Origin of the sequence: Streptosporangium sp. G11 (assembly GCF_051192615.1) — a bacterium.
Lineage (GTDB): Bacteria > Actinomycetota > Actinomycetes > Streptosporangiales > Streptosporangiaceae > Streptosporangium.
The window spans coordinates 46515-64164 of sequence record NZ_JBPJUQ010000011.1; the positions used below are offsets into that span (position 1 = coordinate 46515).

A 17650-nucleotide genomic window follows, 5' to 3' on the forward strand; every position below is an offset into this window, starting at 1 on the left:
TTACCGATTTACCGATTCAACGAGAAAGGAAGGAACACAATGAGGATGGCGGTGGCCGGGGGAACCGGCTGGGTCGGCAGGCTGGTGGTCGAGCGGGCGCGGGAGCAGGGCCACGAGGTCGTGGTGATGTCCCGGTCGGGCGGCGTCGACCTGATAACGGGGGCCGGTCTCGACGACGCGCTGCGCGGTGTGGACGTCGTGATCGACGTGGCGAACGTGACGACGCTCAGCCGCAAGACGTCGGTGGCGTTCTTCGAGACCGAGACACGCAACCTGCTGGCGGCGGAGGAGCGGGCGGGCGTACGCCACCACGTGCTCCTGTCGATCGTCGGGGTCGACCGGGTCGACTCGGGCTACTACATCGGCAAGCGCCGCCAGGAGGAGCTGGCGCTGGCCGGCCCGATCCCGGTGACGCTCCTGCGGGTGACGCAGTTCCACGAGTTCGCGGCGCAGATGCTCGACAAGGTGCCCGGCCCGGTGAAGGTGGCGCCGTTGATGGTGAGCCGGCCGGTCGCCGCCTCCGAGGTCGCCGCCGAGCTCGTACGCCTGGCCGAAGGCCCCGCCCAGGGCCGGGCGACCGAGCTGGCCGGCCCCGAGGTGCTGACGATGGCATCGATGATGCGCCGCCTGGCCAGAGGCAAACTGGTGCTGACGGTGCCCGTCGGCAAGGCGATGGCGAACGGTGGCGTGCTGCCGGCCGGTGACTTCCGCAGCGGGAAGATCACCTTCGAGCAGTGGGCGGCGTCGCGATGACCGTGGCGGCCAAACGCTGGATGGCCGGAGTGCTGGCGGTGGCGGCGGCGTACCAGGGGGTGTGGGCGGCGGTGTTCCCGCGGTCGTTCTACAACGACTTCCCGGCGCCGGGGCTCCACTGGGTGGCGGCGCTCGGCCCGTACAACGAGCATCTGGCCGTCGACGTGGGGGCGCTCAACCTGGCGCTGCTGGTGCTGAGCGTGTGGGCGCTGCGCCGGCCGACCCGGGAGTCCCTCGCGGTGACCGGGGGCGCATGGTCGATCTACAACGCGATCCACTTCCTGTGGCACATGCTGCACCTGCACGCCTTCCCGATCATCGACAAGATCAGTGTGGCGGTGATACTGGGTGGCCTCCTGATCCTTTCGATCCTCATGGTGCTGCCCGTCAAGGAAACCGAACCCGGTCCTTCCGGACGCCTCGGCGAGGATGCCGGGCAGGGCTGACCTCAGACGTACGCCCGCGGTGCATGACTGGGAGTCGCATCTTCGATGTGATCCCACAGGCCGGCGCCGACCGGCAGCGGTCACAGCTACCGGACCGGCCTGATCTCGCTCGGCTTCGTGTCCCCCACGTGGGCGTTCCTCTTGCCTGCGGTCCTGGGTTTCCGCATTCCCCGCAACCCCAGAGAATACGGAAACCCAGTCGGCTCGCCATGCCGGCCGTCGCCGGCAATGGATCACCGTGTTGCGACGACCCTTCGAATGCGCCGGCAGGGGCCGGGCCGTTCGGGGATATATGTGGTCACTCACTCTCGGCGGTGTAGAGGTACTCCCAGTCGCCGCACCGGGTGGGGTAAGAGCTGTGCAGGCCGATCTGGCAGACCTTGACGCGAACGCTGTCGACCTTGTGCTTGCTGAAGGCGAACTGCTTGGCGCCCCCGGCACCGCAGTATTTGTAGGACTTGCCGTCGTACCACTCGTTGCTGCCGTCGCCGAAGTGGTGGACCGCGAACTTCACGTAGGCGCACTTGCCGCCCTGCTTGTACGTGCGGTGGTCGAGGTCGTACAGCTTGCCCTTGACGTCGACCCGGTTCCACTTCTGCTGGTCGTCCCACTCGACGCCGATCCAGCCGCGGCTCCTGGCCTTGTGGTTGGACGAGAAGTAGTGGCCCCAGTTCTCGCTGTAGTCGTAGCCGGACGAGCCGGTCGCGGCCGTGGTCGCCGCCGCCGGGGCCGCCGTGGTCGCGGCGTGCGCGGTGGCGGGTACGGCGAGCGCGATGGCGCCGAGGGCGGCCGTAGCCAGCAGGCCGGTGGCAAGTCGCTTGATCATGATTTCTCCTTAACCTCCCCGAACCGGCTTTTGCCGATTTCCCCCTGGAGTGACTCCTTTGTATGGGGAGGGGCTTGCAGGTCCCCGTATCGGTCCTTACGGAGCGCTTGCGAGCCGTTTGCAGGGACTTGATCCGGCCGGCGGGAACGGCCCGGGGCACGGGAAGGGCACGGGAGGGGGCGGCGGGTCCGCCGCCCGGCGTACCCGGAAATCACCCCGCAGGCGGACGCCTCGCGGGGGGCGCCCGCCCCACCATGGAGTCACACCCCGGGGAGGCGGGCGCGGGGATCACCCGGCGCGAGGGGGCGGATGTCCCCTCGGACGGGGACGCCCGGGGGAGATCCCCGGGGAACGGGGGAGAGCCGGCGTCGCGAGCCGTCGAAGACGATCTCGGTCCGGCGGAGAAGTGCGGTCTCCTGCCGGACCATGTGACAAAGATCGCAGCGGCTCGCGGCGCCCTCCTCGCCCGTTGCTCTACAACTCGTAGTACTACTAGAAGTAGAACTACAAGCGGTAGAGCTCCAGGCCCGTGAAGGGAACGCGAGGAAAGATGGACGCACTAGACCTGGCCCGGTGGCAGTTCGGGGTGACCACCGTGTACCACTTTCTGTTCGTACCCCTGACGATCGGCCTCGGCGTCTTCGTGGCCGGGTTGCAGACCGCGTGGTACCGCACGGGCAAGGAGCACTACCTGCGGCTCACGAAGTTCTTCGGGAAGCTCTTCCTGATCAACTTCGCGATGGGCGTGGTGACCGGCATCGTGCAGGAGTTCCAGTTCGGCATGAACTGGAGCGAGTACTCGATCTTCGTGGGCGACGTCTTCGGCGCCCCGCTGGCCCTGGAGGCACTGCTCGCGTTCTTCCTGGAGTCGACCTTCATCGGCCTGTGGATCTTCGGCTGGGACAAACTTCCCCGAGGCGTCCACCTGGCCACCATCTGGATCGCGGTCATCGGATCCAACCTGTCGGCGTACTTCATCCTCGCCGCCAACGCCTGGATGAAGCACCCGGTCGGGTACGAGGTGGTCGACGGCAAGGCCAGGATGACGGACCTGTGGGCGGTGCTCACCAACTCCACCGCGCTCGCCCAGGTGCCCCACGTGATCGCGGCGGCCTTCGTCGTGGCGGGCGGCTTCGTGCTGGCGATCTGCGGCTACCACCTCCTGCGAGAGCGCCACACCGGCACCGCTCCCGGCTCCACCGGCGCCGCGCCCGGCTTCGACGGCACCGCTCCCGGCCCCGACGGGACCGCGCCGGCGCCGCGGGGCGGCGCGAGCATCTGGCGGACCCCCATGCGGGCCGCGCTGCTGATGACGGCGATCGCCGGCGCCCTGGTCGCGGGCAGCGGCGACACGTCGGCCAAGCTGCTGTACGAGCAGCAGCCCATGAAGCTCGCCGCGGCCGAGGGGCTCCGGCACGACACCGCCGGCGCGCCGTTCTCGCCCGTCCCCGGACTGGAGGTGCCCATGCTGCTCAGCCTCCTGTCCACCAACGACCCGAACGCCGTGGTCCAGGGCACCGAGGACCTGCAGGCGCGCTACGAGGAGCGGTTCGGCCCCGGCGACTACCTGCCCAACCTCCCGGTGGTCTTCTGGTCCTTCCGCGTGATGATCGTCTTCGGCCTGTCCACGGTGGGCCTGTCGGTGCTGGGCCTCTGGCTGACCCGGCGCCGCCGCGGCGCCCCGAGGGAGGTCCCCGCCTGGTTCGCCCGGATCTGCCTGCTCGCGCTGCCGCTGCCGACCATCGCGGTGATCGCCGGCTGGCTGCTCAGCGAGATCGGCCGCCAGCCGTGGACCGTCCAGGGCGAGCTGCTCACGGCCGCGAGCGTCTCGCCGGGCGTCAGCCTGGCCGAGGTGGCCGTCTCGCTGGCGGTCTTCACGGCGCTGTACGGCGTGCTCGCGCTGGTCGAGGCGATACTGCTCACGCGCCACGTCAAGGCGGGCCCCGAGCCCGTCGCCCCCGCCGCTCCCCGTACGCCGCCCTCGCGCGGCGACGACGAGATCGCGGACGCCCGGCTCCAGCCGACCCTGATGTACTGAAGGCGACGACGATGGAACTCACCACCTTCTGGTTCGCGGTCATCGCGTTCCTGTGGACCGGCTACTTCGTGCTGGAGGGCTTCGACTTCGGCGTGGGCATGCTGGCACCGGCACTGGCGAGGAACGAGGCCGAACGCAAGCAGGTCCTGGGCACGATCGGCCCGGTCTGGGACGGCAACGAGGTCTGGCTGATCACCGCGGTCGGCGCCATGTTCGCCGCCTTCCCCGCCTGGTACGCCGGGCTGCTCAGCGAGTTCTACCTGCCGATCGTGCTGGTCCTCGTCGGGCTGATCGTGCGCGGCGTCGGCCTGGAGTGGCGCGGCAAGGTCCGGCACGCCTCCGACCGCGCCTGGTGCGACCTGGGCGTGCTGGTCGGCAGCGCCCTGCCCGCGTTCCTGTGGGGCGCGATCTTCGCGGACCTGCTGCGGAGCAGCGCGGCGGCCGCCCTGGTCGGCGGGGTGTTCTCGCTCTCGGTGTGCGTGCTGCACGGGGCGGTGTTCGTCGCGCTCAAGACCACCGGGCCGGTGCGATCCCGCGCCCGGCGCGCCGCGATGATCGCCTCCGCGGTGGCGCTGCCCGCCGCGGTGGTGGCCCTGTCGCACATCCCCGTCGCGGGCACGACGATCGGCGCCTGGTCGGCGGTCCCATGGCTGTGGGCGGGCGCGCTCGCCGCGATGGCGGCCCTGGCCGCCGGGGTCGCGCTGACCTGGCGCGGCCGGGACGGCTGGGCCTTCGCCGCCACGGCCTCGTCCATCGCGCTGGGCGCCGCCGCCCTGTTCGGCGCCCTGTGGCCCGCCCCGTTCCCCGGCCTCACCGTCGCCGAGGCCGCCTCGGGCCCGTACACGCTGGGCGTGCTCACCTGGATCGGCCTGATCGCGCTGCCGTTCGTGCTCGGCTACCAGGCCTGGTCGTACTGGATCTTTCGCAGGCGCCTGGTCGCCGAGGTGTCCTGAGAGCACCGGCCGTCGATGACCGCCGTCCCGGCCGGCCGCCGTCGACCGGCCGTCTCAGTGCACGCCGAGCCGGGCGAGCGGCTCGACGAGCTCCCTCTCCTCGTACGACAGGTGCGACAGGAGCGTGTCGGTCAGCAAGTCCATGGCGGCCCGCAGGGCCTTGTGACCGTCCGGTTCGGCGACGAAGGCGACCAGCGCCCGGTCGACGCCTTCGAGGACCTCGTGGATGGCGTGGTGCTCCTGCTCCAGGCGGTCGACGACGGGCACCAGCCTGGGGTCCGCGCGGCGCAGGTGGGGAAAGAGGCTCTGGTCCTCGATGGTGTGGTGGGTCGTGACGACGCGGCAGTAGGACTCGCAGTACACGCCGACCGTCCAGTTGTTCTGGCGCATCGTCATCGTGTTGATGTGCGAGCGCGCGACGCCGGGGTCCATGGCTCCGGCGGTGACCTCCTCGACGAGTTGCCGCACCTCGGCCAGCTCCTGGCGGAGGTGGTCGTGGACGTCGACGAGGTGGCGTCCGGCCGCCTGCTCCCTGGGCGTGTAGGTGCGGGCCGGGTCGGGCGCCGGGCCGGTGGGGCGGGTGGTCTCGTCCCAGATCTGGACGTCGGCGAGCCGGGTGCCGTCGTCCGGGGTCGGCGTGACCCCCAGGGCGGGGACCACTCCCGCGGTGCGGGCGGGCGCGGTGGCGGCCGGTGACGCGCTCCGTACGCCGGTCGGCGCGCCCACCTCGGCGGGCCGGTCCGCGGCGGCGGGCACGCTCGAACCGGCGCGCCCGGCGTCCACGAGCTCGCGTACGCCGGGAACGACCTCGGCGGCGAAACGCCGGATGTCGTCGGGGTCGTCACTCGCGAGGATGTAGGCGCTCATCCCCTGCTCCAGGGTGAGCTCGGCGAGCTGCTCGGCCCAGACGCCCGCCGGTCCCCGCAGGAAGGCGCCGCCGGAACCGGTGAAGGTGCCGGAGATGTTGTACAGGCGCCGGACGTCGGCGGGTGCGCGTCCCGCGCCGAGGGCGGCCTCGTCGACGGCCTCGTTCATGGCCGGGAGGGCGTCGGGGGCGGCGTAGGCGCTGCTGGGCAGCCAGCCGTCCGCGAGCCTCCCGGTCATGTCGAGCATGCGCTTCTTGTAGGCCCCCAGCCAGATGCCGACGTCGTGAACGGGCGCCGGACCGGGGTGTGCCCCCCAGACGCGGTGGTGGCGGCCGTCCACCCGCACGGCTCCGCCCCCGGCCTCCCACATGGCCCGGATGACCTGGATGCCCTCCTCGAGCGCGTCGACCCCCTGGGCGGCGGTCAGCCGGGGGCCGCCGACGGCGGCGATCCCGTCCCAGAAGGCGCCCGCTCCGAGCCCGAGCTCGACGCGGCCACCGCTGAGGATGTCCAGGGTCGCGACGCTTCGGGCGAGCATCGCGGGCGGGCGCAGGGGCAGGTTCGCCACGTTCGGCGACACCCGCACCGTCGAGGTGCCGGCCGCGATGACCGACAGCAGCGTCCACGTGTCCAGGAACCGCGCCTGGTACGGATGATCCTGCACGGTCACCAGGTCCAGGCCGACCTGCTCGGTGAGCCGGGCGAGCGCGACGACCCTCTCGGCCTGGTCGGCCACCGGGGTCAGGAAGGTCCCGAACAGCAGCTCGTGCCCGTAGTCGGCCATGTCTCTCCTCGGTGCGTCATCTCGGATGCGCGGCACGCGTCCTCCCGGACGCGCGGCACCGCGATGTTGCGGCAGGACAGATCGTATGTAAAGCAGATGAATTGTCAAACAGAAGGTCTCCCAGACCGCCGATCCTGGTAATCTCGTGGCATGCCCGCAACCCGACCTTCCAGCGCCGAGACCCCGGACGCCCTGGACAGCGACCTGGGCTGGACCCTCGGAGTGGTCTTCCGCTCCTACGTCAGGACCGCGAACGCGCTGGTCAGCCACCTCCCCGGCGGACCGCGCGGCTACCAGGTGCTCGCCGCCGCGGCCCAGGGGCTCCCCGGCGGCCAGGGCGCGCTGGCACAGCGCCTGGGCGTCGACAAGACGGTCATGACCTACCTGCTCGACGACCTGGAGAAGGCCGGCCTGGTCGAGCGCCGCCCCGATCCCGCCGACCGGCGCAACAAGCGCGTCGTCGCCACCGAGCAGGGCAGAGCGGTCTGGAACGACACGCAGACCCGGCTGGAACACGCCGAGGACCACGTGCTGGCACCGCTGGATCCGGCCGACCGCTCGGTGTTCCGGGAGCTGCTGCGCAAACTGGCCGTCGAGGCCAACACCCACGACCCGGTGCACAGCACCTGCCGGCTCGTCGAGGAGCTGGCCCCCGACAGTGTTCCCGCCGTCCCCGCCGTCCCCGCCGTCCCCGCCGTTCCCGCCGTCCCCGCCGCCCCCGCCAAGCCGCGGCGCTCCGCCCGCGGCTGAGCACCGGCCGCCGCGGGTACGGCGACCGATGCCCGCCCTCGCCCTCACGGACACGGAATTGACCTCAAGAACGCTTGAGGTTGAAGGATGCCCCCATGGCACCCCTCATGGACATCGGAGTGATCCTCCCCGCCGTCGCCGCGCAGCGGGAGCAGCGGCTCGACCTGGGCACCGCGGCACGGCACGCCGAGCAGGCGGGGCTGGACGGCGTCTGGCACGGCGACCACCTGGCCACCGGGGCGGCGTCGCTGGACTGCGCCGTGGCGCTGGCCGTCGCGGCGGGGGCGACGACGCGGATCCGGATCGGGACGAGCGTGTTCGTCCCGGCGATCCGCCCCCTGGCGTGGGCGGCCAAACAGGTCGCGAGCCTGCAGTACGTCTCCGGCGGGCGGCTGGTCCTGGGCGTCGGGTCCGGCGGCGGCGCCGGGCAGTGGGCGGCGGCCGGGGTGCCGTACGGGGAGCGCGGCAGGCGCACCGACACCGCGCTGGAGCTGCTGGCGCGACTGCTGGCCGGGGAGAGCGTCCCGCTGGTGGACGAGCCGGGAGAGGCGCGGCTCCAACCGGCCGTGACGCCCCCGCCGATCTGGGTCGGCAACGCGTCGGCGGTGGCCGTGCGGCGGGCGGCACGCCACGGGGACGGCTGGTTCCCCTCGATGATCCCGCCTGCGGCGGTGGCCTCGGGCAGGGCCAGGCTGGCCGAGCTCGCCGCCGCCCACGGACGCCCGGAGCCGGTCGTCGCCATCGGCGCCACCGGCGTCCTCGGCCCGGCCCCCGGCCTGCCCACCCGCGCGTCCATCGCCTCGGGCATCACCGGGTACGGCATCCCGCTGGAGGAGGCGATGGAGCTGCCCGTCACCGGAGAACCGGCACAGGTGGCCGAGCGGCTGGCCGCCTACCACGAGGCCGGGGCGCGCCACGTGGTCCTGGGATTCGCGGGAGGCGACTGGCGCGAGCAGTGCGACCTGCTGGCCGAGGCCCGCGCGCTCCTGACCTGACCACCGGAGCGCCTCCGGCCCCCACGCTCGTCCCAGGCGGACATTCCGCGGGTGGCGGCACGCGCCACCCGCGGGATGTGTCCCGCCGTCAAGATAGATTCGGGTCAGACATCACCGGGGCCGACCCGGGCATCAGCCCGGCCGCCTTCTTCACCATGGACGGACGGCTGCGATGAGCGCGCGTTTCGAGGAGATCGACTGGCGCCAGACGCCGATCGGCGCCATCAGCCTGCGGCGCCGGCGGGAGCCCTCGCTCGGCGTCGACGTCTACGAGATCAAACTCGACGACGACTTCCTCATGTCGAGCCTGTTCACGGTGGCCGAGATCGAACTCGCCCGGCTCGGGCTGGCGGCACTGCCCGGCACGGACCTCGACGTCGCCGTGGGCGGGCTCGGGCTCGGATACACCGCCCAGGCGGTGCTCGAAGACTCCCGCGTACGCTCGCTCGTCGTGATCGACGCGCTCGGCGAGGTGATCGAGTGGCATCAGCGAAAGGTGCTGCCGGTCGGCGCCCTGCTGATGGCGGACGCCCGCTGCCGCCTGGTGCACGGCGACTTCTTCGCGATGGTCGCCGCCGGTCCGGGCCTCGATCCCGAGACCCCGGACCGGCTCTTCCACGCCATCCTGGTGGACATCGACCACACGCCGCGCCACGTGCTGCACCCGAGCCACGCCGCCCTCTACACCCCCGAGGGCCTGCGCGGGCTCGCCGGACGCCTCCATCCGGGCGGCGTCTTCGCCCTGTGGTCGGACGACCCGCCGGACCCGGACTTCACCGCCGTGCTCGCGGAGGTCTTCGCGACCTCGCGGGCACACGTCGTCACCTTCCCCAACCCGCTGCGGGGCGGCGAATCGGCCAACACCGTCTACGTCGCGAGAAACGCCGGCCCGGAGAACTGAGCGGTCGTCCTGCCCGGTGTCTCCAGAAGCCGCGGGTCGCACGCCGAATCACCCCGGTTTCACCACGGCCGACCGTCGTATCCCCTCCATGCCGCCTTACCGGATCGGCCACCGATCCGCCCGCCACCTGAACAGGCTGCGGCGGTCAGGTCATCGAAGGCCGCCAACGCGGTGGGGAAGTAGTCGCGCAGCGCGTGCCGCAACCGCTGGGCATGGCGGGTGCGTTCCCAGATCAGTGTCTTGTGCGCTCGCGTCACCACCTTGATCGCTTCGGCTTCGGAGCCGTCGGCGGCCACCGGGCGCAGCTGGTGAGAGTCGGTGCGGACCATGTCGGCCAGCACGTGCGCATCGGCGGCATCGCTCTTGGCCCCCGAGACACGTAGCCGATCCCGATAGCGGGCCGCCTGCAGCGGGTTAACCGCCAGCACCGTGTAGCCAGCGGCGGCCAGTGCCTGCACCCATGGCCCACGGTCGGTCTCGATGCCGATCACCACCTCTGCTTCTTCGGCCTGCTGCTCACCGAGCTGCTCGCCAATCATCGCGTGCAGCCGCGCCATTCCCGTCATGCCCTCAGGCAGGCGGCCTTTGGCCAGCCGACGACCTGAGCCGTCCATCAGCTCGACGTCGTGATGATCCTCTGCCCAGTCATCGCCCACGAACAATCGCACCGCTTCTCCTGCCCTCGAATTCTCCTGCCCTCGAATTGACCTGTCTCAAGGGAGCCTGCGGGAGAGCCATCGGCGACCTAATCAAGGAGTGCTCACACCACGCGGTGGGCACGACATCCCAGCAGCGACTACCTCTCCCGGCCGACCGGTAGGGGCACGATCTTTTAGCAGGGCTCCCGAAAGGGCTCAGGGGGACGGAGTGCTCACCCGCCGGCGGCTACCGGTTCGAATCTGCCCAGTAGCAGACCCGATAACTCTGATTAGAGGGTCGGGATATTACCAATGCCGAAGCGGCGCCTTTCACCGGAAACCACCGTCCGGACGGGCCGGAAGCCGGCATGGCCGATCATGCGATGTCCGGAAAGGCGTTCTCCGGCCCGCCGTCCGGCGGGCCTCCCCCGAGTCCACCGCGCGCCGGCGCGGCCTCATGCCGTCCCGGTCCGCCTTTCGCGGCGCCCCTCCTTCGCCGGAAGGGAAGTGATCACGCCGAGCGAACCGGCCACGAGTGAGCCCGGCCGCGGGTCGTTCCCCCACGACGTCGCGCTCGTGGCACCGGGGTGAGTGCCACGAGCCCCCTCGGCCCGTTCTCGCGGGGGGCGGGAAGCACCCCGCGCCGATGCCGGATTCGCGGACAGCGGTCGTCAGCCGGGCTGGCTGGTGTCCTTGTGCGCGCCCCAGCCGTGCCAGCTGTCGATCTCGACCCAGGCACTGACCCGGCCGCGGTCCCGCTGCGGATACGGCTTCCCGAGGTAGTGCCGGGCCAGCCTGTCGATGTCGGCGAAGTCCTTGTCATCTCGCATCTCGGCGACGTGCCCGACGATGCTGACGTGGGTGTACCAGTCGTTCGCGTCGAGCACGGTGAGGGCGACCCGGGGGTTGTCGCGCAGGTGGCTCAGCCGCTTGCGGCCCTCGTCCATGTTGACCAGGATCCGGCCGTCGTCCCAGAGATACCAGGTGGCCGTGGACACGGGCTGGCCGTCGGGCTGAAGCGTGGTGATGACGGCGTGATTCGGCTTCTTCAGCATGGCGACTGCATCATCGGGAAGCGGCGGCTTTGACATGATCACTCCTCTTCGCCCCGGCGTCCCCCGCGGTGAAGGTGACGCGTGCGGTTCACGGGATACATCCACGGTTTCATATCGCACATGGTGACCGTTCAGCGACCCTTCGCATATGCCCCACTTCGCGAAGGAGCCCGGCGGAATGCCGGTCAGGGCCGACCATCCGGAAGGGAGGAGGCGTTGATCAGCCCGGCCCCCGGGACGGCGCCGTGCGGCGGCTGGAGGAGCTCGGGCTGATCACACCCCACGAAACCGACGACGCCCGCCGCCGGCCCTACGAGCTGACCCCCCAGGGACGCCGGCAACTGCGGGCGGAGCTGGAACGCCTGCGGAGCGTGGCCCACACCGGCCTGCGCCGCCTGGCCACGGCATGACCGCCCGGGAGCGCCGGACCGCCCGGCTGCACGACCTCGTCCTCCCGGCGCGACGGCGCGCCGCGGGTCATCGCCGCGGCCCGTGCGACGGGCTTCCGGCCGGGACGCGCCCCGCGTCAGGAGAACGCCGGGGGCCTGCGCCCGAAGGCGTTGAGCGCGGTGGCGGCGAGGGCCAGGGCGAGGCCGGCGACGGGGGCGGCGGGGACGCCGAGGAGCGCCAGGGTGGTGGCCGTGACACCGGCCGGAACCCACGTCCAGACGGGGATCACGCGGGGCGTGCCGCCCCGGCGGCGGCGCCAGGCCTCGGCGGCCATTGGGACGACGAGCGGGGGCAGGGCGGCGGCCAGCGCCGAGAGCCAGGGCAGGAGATAGAGGTCGAACCGGAGGACGGCCAGCAGCGTGCCGGGGACGGCGACCGCCAGGATGGCCGCGGTCCTGGAGAGCCCCGGCATGACCGACCTGATCGCCAGGGCGCCGGAGTAGGTGGTGGTCAGGCTGGGGGCGAAGACCGCCGCCGTGACGAAGAGGTTGCCGAACGCCGCGATGTCACCGGTGCCCGCCAGCGTCGCGACCACGTCGGGTGAGCCGGTGCGCAGCCACACCCCGGCGCCGGCCAGGGTCGCCAGCGACGCGGGGACCACCAGCAGTGCCACGCACACCAGCAGGTCCCGCCGCCCGGCGAGGCCGTGACTGAAGTCCGGTGCCCGCAGCGCGAAGACGGCGACGTACCCGACCAGGACCGCCACGTCCGGCAGGATGCCGCGGACGTCGGCGGTGACCGGCAGCACGGGCGGGCTCAGCCTGATCACGCACACGGCGACCAGCGCGAGCGCCGCGAGCGTGGTGACGACCGCGATCCGGTTGCCCAGCCGGCCGGAGGCGTAGGAGGCGGCCAGGACGGCGGCGGCCAGCAGCACCGCGCCCACCGGTCCCGGCAGGGAGGTCACGGTGCCGAGCGAGGCGCCGCCCAGCCCCACGTTGAAGCCGTTCCAGCCGATCATGGCCAGGGTGAGCAGGATGCCCACCGCGGTGCGCGCGGCCGGGGAAAGGTAGGTGGGCGCGACATCCGTCAGCGTGCCGCCCTCGGCGCGGGAGGAGCCCAGGCCCAGCATGCCCTGGCCGTACAGGAGCGCGGCCATGAGCGCGGCGCCGAGCAGGACGGCGACGATCGGCACCGCCCCGCCGTGGCGGTCGGCCATCGCCGCCCCCATGGTGAGTGTCGCCGGTGCGGCGCCCAGCCCGAGCCACGCCCCGGCCGCCCCGGTCCAGCGGCGGCCCGCCCTGCCCGGGGAGGACGGGGCCGGCGGGGAGGACGACGTCATGCCGGGGTGGTGTCGGCCTTGACCGGCGTCCCCCCCGCCGCGCCCTCCGGCGTTCCCGGCGGGCCCTCCGGCGCTCCAGGCGAGTCCTCCGGCGTTCCCCCTGCCGCGCCCTCCGGCTTTCCTTCCGTGCCCTCCGGCGTCTCGGGCGGGCCGGCCGGTTTCCTGGCGGCGCTGCCGCCGAGGTAGAGGGCTCCCAGGCGGGGGTCCTCGACCAGTTCTCCGGCCGGTCCGGAGATGTGCACCCGGCCCAGGTCCAGCACGCAGCCGACGTCGGCCATCTCCAGGGCGCGGCGGGCGTTCTGCTCGACCAGCAGGACGGCGACCCCGGTCTGGCGCATCAGGTCGATCTGCTTGAAGACGGTCGAGGTCGTCTTGGGATCCAGGCCCATCGACGGCTCGTCCAGCAGGATCACCTTGGGCTCCAGCATGAGCGCGCGGGCGAACTCCACCTGCTTCTGCTGGCCGCCGGAGAGCAGGCCCGCGATGCTCGTCCAGCGCTCGCCGACCACCGGGAAGATCTCCTTGACCTCCTCGACGCGCCGTTTGAGCCAGGCCTTGTCCCGGACGGTGTAGCCGCCCAGGCGCACGTTCTCCTCGACCGTCATCTCGCGGAACACGCTGTGCCCCTGAAGCACGTGGGCCATCCCCCTGCCCAGAAGATCCTGCGGCGAGGCGCCGGTGACGTCCCGGCCGCCGAGCAGCACCGAGCCCGAGCGCGGGACGAGCAGCCCGCTGGCCACCTTGAGCACCGTCGACTTGCCCGCGCCGTTCGGCCCGACCAGGCAGACCACCTCACCCGCGTGGACCGTGACCGACAGCCCGCGCAGCACCAGCGCCGCCCTGCCGTATCCGGCCTCGACGTCGCGCAGTTCGAGAACGGTCTCCCGCGGAGCAGGCATTTCAGACACGTCAGACACCGAGGTAGGCCTCCAGCACTCGGGGGTCGTTCTGCACGACCGCCGGCGGGCCCGCGGCGATGGGGGCGCCGCGGTCGAAGACGATCACGTGGTCGCACATCCCCATGACCATGTCCATGTTGTGCTCGACGACGAGGAACGTCCGTCCCTCCTGGTTGAGCTCGCGGACGAGGGTGACGATCCGCTCGATCAGCGCCGGGTTGACCCCTCCGGCGGGCTCGTCGAGCAGCACCAGCTCGGGGTCGCCCATGAAGACGGCCGCGAGCTCCAGCAGCTTCTGCTGCCCGTACGAGAGGTTGCGCGCCTCGGCGTGCTCCAGGTGGTCGATACCGACCCGGCGCAGCCAGTGGCGGGCCCGCTCGACCTCTCCCCTGTCGTGGCTGCCGGCCAGCAGCTCGCGCAGCCGGGTGCGGCGCACCGCCACCAGCATGTTCTCCAGCACGGTCATCCGGGGGAAGACCCGGCAGAGCTGGAAAGTGCGGCCCAGCCCGGCGTGCGCGATGCGGTGCGGCGAGTAGCGGGTGATCTCCCTGTCCCCGTAGAGGGTCCGCCCGGAGTCGGGCCGGATCATCCCGGTGACCAGGTTGAAGAAGGTCGTCTTGCCGGAGCCGTTCGGCCCGATCAATCCGTTGATCTTGCCGTGCACCAGCTCGACCGTCGCGCCGTTCACCGCGGTCACGCCGCCGAACGCCTTGGTCAGGCCCTCGGTGCGCAGCGACGTGCTCATCGGACCGCCTCCTGCATCTCCGCCCGCTGCGCGGCGGTCTCCTCGCGGATCGACGCCTCCGGGGGCCGTCTCAGGCGCAGCAGCCTCGCGGCGGCCGGGATGATCCCCTCGGGCATGAACAGGACCACGAGCACCAGCAGCAGGCCGGTCGCGGTCAGGTGGATCTGCGACTCGCCGAGCGCGACCAGGAAGTACTCCCCGGCCGGGGCCACGATGAGCGCGCCGAGCAACGGGCCGAACAGGTAGCGGACCCCGCCGAGCAGGCTCATCAGCACCATGTAGGAGCCGATCAGGATCGAGAAGACGAAGATCGGGTCGAGGCTGCGGAACCAGACGGCGTACAGGCCGCCGGCCAGCGCCACGAACAGCGCCGACAGCGCGTAGGCGGCGACCTTGAACGCGACCGTCGGCACGCCGAGCGACTCGGCCTTGTCCTCGTCCTCGCGGATGGCCCGCAGGCCGCTGCCGAACCGGGAGCGGTCGACGAACCACCAGGTCAGCAGGGTCAGGACGAGCAGGAGCAGGAAGAGGTAGAAGAACACCAGGTGCGTCTCGCCGCGGTTGAGCTCGCGGAACTGCGCGGGCACCCGCAGGCCGGTGGAGCCGCCGGTCAGCGACCGCCAGCCCTGGACCAGCAGGTTCATCATGGAAACCAGGGCGATGGAGACGATCACGAAGGAGGCCCCGCGCACCCGGACCGCGGCGATGCCGACCAGCACGGCGAAGAGCGCGACCACGACGGCCGAGGCGAACAGCGCGAGGATCCAGTTCCATTCGGCCCGGGTGATCAGCAGGCCGGTGCCGTACGCGCCGAGCCCGAAGAACGCCGAGTGGCCGAGGGAGACGTATCCGGTGAACCCGCCGAGCAGGTTCCACGAGGTGGCCATCACCGCGTACATCACGGTGAGCACGCCGGCGTAGAGGAGATAGGTGTTGGGCGCCAGCCACGGGTAGGCCAGGGCGAGGAGCGCCCCGAGCGCGAGGAGCCCGGCCTTCGCCTTAGAACCGTTGCGCAAGGCGGCCTCCGAAGAATCCCTGGGGCCGCACGACGAGGGTCAGGAAGAGGAAGACGTAGAACATCATCGTGGCCCAGGTGGCGTCGACGGTGACCAGCACCAGGCTCTCGATGACGCCGAGCATGAGCGCGGCGGCGGCGGCCCCCTGCACGCTGCCCAGGCCGCCGACGACGATGATCGCCATCAGCTTGCCGATCCAGGCCCAGTGCGCGGCCGGGAAGAACGGGGTGATCAGGGCGAGTACGGCACCGCCGACCGCCGCGGTGGCCAGGCCCAGCCCGAAGCCGTATCCGGTGACCCGGTCGGTCCTGATGCCCACCAGCCGGGCCGCCTGCGGGTGCTGGATGGTCGCGCGCAGGGACTGGCCGAAGCGGGTCATCCGCAGCACCACGAAGAGCAGGCCGAGAGTGAGCGTGGCGACGCCGAAAGCGATGATGCGGTCGTAGGGCAGGCGGACCGCGCCGAGCGACAGCGACTGGGTGGCGTACTCCATGCTGATGGACCGGTAGGAGCCGGTGTAGACGGTGCCGAGCACGCCCTCGATGATCAGGGCCATGCCGAAGGTGAGCAGCACCGACATCATCGCCATCGTGTCGGAGGCGAGCCTGGAGATCAGCAGCCGCTGGATCGCCACGCCCGCCACGAAGAACAGCGGGGCGGTGAGCGGGATGGTGAGCAGCGGGTCGAGCCCGAGGCGGGCGTTGAGCGTGTAGGTGAGGTAGGCGGCGACGATGAGGAACGCCGGGTGGGCGACCATCACCACGCGCATGACGCCGAAGTACAGGGACAGGCCCGAGGAGAGCAGGGCGTACAGGCCGCCTGTCAGCACGCCCAGGGCAAGTCCCTGCAGCAGGAGGGAGCCTGACGGCATCAGGTCACCAGTCCTTCTTGGGGAAGACCAGCTTGGCGGTCTGCGCCTTGGAGCCCTCGGGCAGCACGATCTGGACCTTGCCGTCCACGTACTGCTGGATCATGTGCGCGGCCTCGGGCCGGCCCTTGTCGTCGAAGGAGAGCGGGCCGACGATGGTCTCGAACGTGCCCGCGCGGATGTGGTCCGCGAGCTTCGTCTGGCACGCCTCGGTCGGGTCGACACAGCCGACCGCCTTGACGGCGGCCTGCACGATCTGGCCCACGGTGTAGCCGTTGGCCGCGTCCTCGTTGGCCTCGCCCTTGAACATCTCCGTGTAGCGCTTGACGAAGGCGTCGTTGCCGGGGAAGCCGGAGTTGAGCGACCAGCCCACGGGCGACAGGATGCCCTCGACCGCGCCGCCGACCGCCTCGGGGAACTCCTGCAGGGTGGGACCGGTGGAGAAGGCCGCGAGCTTGGGCTGTGCGCCGAGTTCCTGCAGGGCGCGGACCAGGCCGACGGAGTCCTCGAACTGGGTGCCGCCGACCACGATGTCCGGCTTGGCGTTGGCGATCCGGGCGGCGATGGGGGCGAAGTCGGTGGTCTCCGGCGGGTAGACCTCGTCGGCCACGGTCTTGATGCCCGCCGCGGCGAGCTTGTCGCGCAGGCCGTAGGCGGTGCCCTGGGCGAACGGGTCGTCCAGGGAGGCGTACGCCGCGGTCTTGGGCCGCTTGTCCGCCGGGAGCGCCAGGATGTAGTCGGCCAGGTAGTTGTAGTGGTCGCCGGCGATGGCCGGGGCGGCATAGAACAGGTTCTTGAACCCCTGCTCGAAGACCTCCTTGGCGGCGCCGGCGGGCTCGACGAACAGCATGTCGTAGGACTCGGCGACCTCGGCGGCGGGGATCACCAGGCGGGTCGAGAACGGGCCGAACACCAGGTTGACCTTGTCCTGGGTGATGAGCGACTCGTAGTCGGAGACGACACGGTTGGGGTCGGAGGCGTCGTCCCGGAAGATCAGCTCGACCTTCCGGCCGAGGAGGCCGCCGGCCGCGTTGACCCGGTCGGCCCAGACCTCGTACCCCTCCCGCACTCCCTTGCCAGGTTCGGAGAAATCACCGGTCAGCGGCAAGGAGATGCCGACCTTGACCGGACCGGTGCCACCGCTCTCGGTGGCCGGCTCGTCGCCGATGCCGCCGCAGGCGGAAAGGCCTAGACTGCACATCGCTACCAGGGCAAGGCTTCTGAGGGCGAGGGGAGCCCTTACCATGTCGAACCCTCCAAAGCGTGGATCGATTTCACCTTCGAAAGCGCTTTCGTAAGCGCTTTCGGTTACCATGGCACGCATTACAGCGACGTGACAAGGGGGTAACTTCGACAATGGAAGAGCGTCCGGCCATTCCGCGTCT

General features: G+C 71.4%; 17 protein-coding genes and 1 pseudogene. 8 read left to right on the forward strand and 10 right to left on the reverse strand.

Translation table 11 applies throughout. The features are described from left to right. Window positions 1-39: 39 nt before the first annotated feature. On the forward strand, window positions 40-753 hold the full coding sequence (locus ACSDR0_RS13850; RefSeq protein ID WP_435289184.1) for an SDR family oxidoreductase: 714 nt from the start codon (window positions 40-42) through the stop codon (window positions 751-753). After that, window positions 735-1199, forward strand: coding sequence for a hypothetical protein (locus ACSDR0_RS13855; protein WP_435289185.1), 465 nt, complete (start codon window positions 735-737; stop codon window positions 1197-1199). Before ACSDR0_RS13850 ends, ACSDR0_RS13855 begins: the two co-directional genes overlap by 19 nt. Window positions 1200-1497: 298 nt before the next feature. Here ACSDR0_RS13855 and ACSDR0_RS13860 read toward each other — a convergent pair whose 3' ends face one another. Then, the gene (locus ACSDR0_RS13860) at window positions 1498-2025 is read right to left on the reverse strand and encodes a hypothetical protein (protein ID WP_435289186.1); all 528 of its coding nucleotides are present in this window, start codon (window positions 2023-2025) and stop codon (window positions 1498-1500) included. A gap of 550 nt (window positions 2026-2575) precedes the next feature. Here ACSDR0_RS13860 and ACSDR0_RS13865 point away from each other — a divergent pair. Both ACSDR0_RS13865 and cydB read left to right on the forward strand, forming a co-directional pair. After that, window positions 2576-4063, forward strand: coding sequence for a cytochrome ubiquinol oxidase subunit I (locus ACSDR0_RS13865; RefSeq protein ID WP_435289187.1), 1488 nt, complete (start codon window positions 2576-2578; stop codon window positions 4061-4063). A gap of 11 nt (window positions 4064-4074) precedes the next feature. Next, window positions 4075-5016 carry a cytochrome d ubiquinol oxidase subunit II gene (gene cydB, locus ACSDR0_RS13870; RefSeq protein ID WP_435289188.1) on the forward strand — a complete coding sequence of 314 codons (942 nt, stop codon included), beginning with the start codon at window positions 4075-4077 and terminating at the stop codon, window positions 5014-5016. A gap of 54 nt (window positions 5017-5070) precedes the next feature. Here cydB and ACSDR0_RS13875 read toward each other — a convergent pair whose 3' ends face one another. Then, window positions 5071-6666 (reverse strand): LLM class flavin-dependent oxidoreductase, encoded by a 1596-nt coding sequence (locus tag ACSDR0_RS13875; protein WP_435289189.1) that lies wholly within the window; start codon window positions 6664-6666, stop codon window positions 5071-5073. A 150-nt stretch (window positions 6667-6816) separates the two neighbouring features. On the opposite strand from ACSDR0_RS13875, the gene ACSDR0_RS13880 reads away from it, so the two are divergent. The 3 genes from ACSDR0_RS13880 (at window position 6817) to ACSDR0_RS13890 (ending at window position 9312) form a co-directional block, all read left to right on the forward strand. Then, window positions 6817-7416, forward strand: a complete 600-nt coding sequence (locus ACSDR0_RS13880; protein ID WP_435289190.1) for a MarR family winged helix-turn-helix transcriptional regulator — start codon at window positions 6817-6819, stop codon at window positions 7414-7416. A gap of 95 nt (window positions 7417-7511) precedes the next feature. Further along, window positions 7512-8411, forward strand: coding sequence for an LLM class flavin-dependent oxidoreductase (locus tag ACSDR0_RS13885; protein WP_435289191.1), 900 nt, complete (start codon window positions 7512-7514; stop codon window positions 8409-8411). 172 nt (window positions 8412-8583) lie between these two features. Then, window positions 8584-9312, forward strand: coding sequence for a spermidine synthase (locus ACSDR0_RS13890; protein ID WP_435289192.1), 729 nt, complete (start codon window positions 8584-8586; stop codon window positions 9310-9312). A gap of 146 nt (window positions 9313-9458) precedes the next feature. Here ACSDR0_RS13890 and ACSDR0_RS13895 read toward each other — a convergent pair. Together ACSDR0_RS13895 and ACSDR0_RS13900 are read right to left on the reverse strand one after the other, a co-directional pair. Beyond that, window positions 9459-9980, reverse strand: a pseudogene (locus ACSDR0_RS13895) (IS110 family transposase); the annotation flags it as partial. A gap of 641 nt (window positions 9981-10621) precedes the next feature. Further along, window positions 10622-11041 carry a PPOX class F420-dependent oxidoreductase gene (locus tag ACSDR0_RS13900; RefSeq protein WP_435289193.1) on the reverse strand — a complete coding sequence of 140 codons (420 nt, stop codon included), beginning with the start codon at window positions 11039-11041 and terminating at the stop codon, window positions 10622-10624. Window positions 11042-11250: 209 nt separating this feature from the next. On the opposite strand from ACSDR0_RS13900, the gene ACSDR0_RS13905 reads away from it, so the two are divergent. Next, window positions 11251-11415, forward strand: coding sequence for a hypothetical protein (locus ACSDR0_RS13905; protein WP_435289194.1), 165 nt, complete (start codon window positions 11251-11253; stop codon window positions 11413-11415). Window positions 11416-11531: 116 nt separating this feature from the next. Here the strand turns inward: ACSDR0_RS13905 and ACSDR0_RS13910 are convergent, their stop codons facing one another. The 6 genes from ACSDR0_RS13910 to ACSDR0_RS13935 are packed head-to-tail and all read right to left on the reverse strand — an operon-like array spanning window position 11532 to window position 17466. Next, complete coding sequence (locus ACSDR0_RS13910) at window positions 11532-12737, reverse strand: hypothetical protein (RefSeq protein ID WP_435289195.1); 1206 nt, start codon at window positions 12735-12737, stop codon at window positions 11532-11534. Further along, the gene (locus tag ACSDR0_RS13915) at window positions 12734-13636 is read right to left on the reverse strand and encodes an ABC transporter ATP-binding protein (RefSeq protein WP_435289196.1); all 903 of its coding nucleotides are present in this window, start codon (window positions 13634-13636) and stop codon (window positions 12734-12736) included. Before ACSDR0_RS13915 ends, ACSDR0_RS13910 begins: the two co-directional genes overlap by 4 nt. 10 nt (window positions 13637-13646) lie before the next feature. Further along, window positions 13647-14381 carry an ABC transporter ATP-binding protein gene (locus tag ACSDR0_RS13920; RefSeq protein WP_435289197.1) on the reverse strand — a complete coding sequence of 245 codons (735 nt, stop codon included), beginning with the start codon at window positions 14379-14381 and terminating at the stop codon, window positions 13647-13649. Then, window positions 14378-15397 (reverse strand): branched-chain amino acid ABC transporter permease, encoded by a 1020-nt coding sequence (locus ACSDR0_RS13925; RefSeq protein WP_435289198.1) that lies wholly within the window; start codon window positions 15395-15397, stop codon window positions 14378-14380. The genes ACSDR0_RS13920 and ACSDR0_RS13925 overlap by 4 nt, the downstream gene beginning before the upstream one ends. Beyond that, window positions 15381-16268 (reverse strand): branched-chain amino acid ABC transporter permease, encoded by an 888-nt coding sequence (locus ACSDR0_RS13930; protein WP_435289199.1) that lies wholly within the window; start codon window positions 16266-16268, stop codon window positions 15381-15383. Before ACSDR0_RS13930 ends, ACSDR0_RS13925 begins: the two co-directional genes overlap by 17 nt. A gap of 4 nt (window positions 16269-16272) precedes the next feature. Then, window positions 16273-17466 (reverse strand): amino acid ABC transporter substrate-binding protein, encoded by a 1194-nt coding sequence (locus ACSDR0_RS13935; RefSeq protein WP_435289200.1) that lies wholly within the window; start codon window positions 17464-17466, stop codon window positions 16273-16275. Between the last annotated feature and the right edge of the window lie 184 nt (window positions 17467-17650).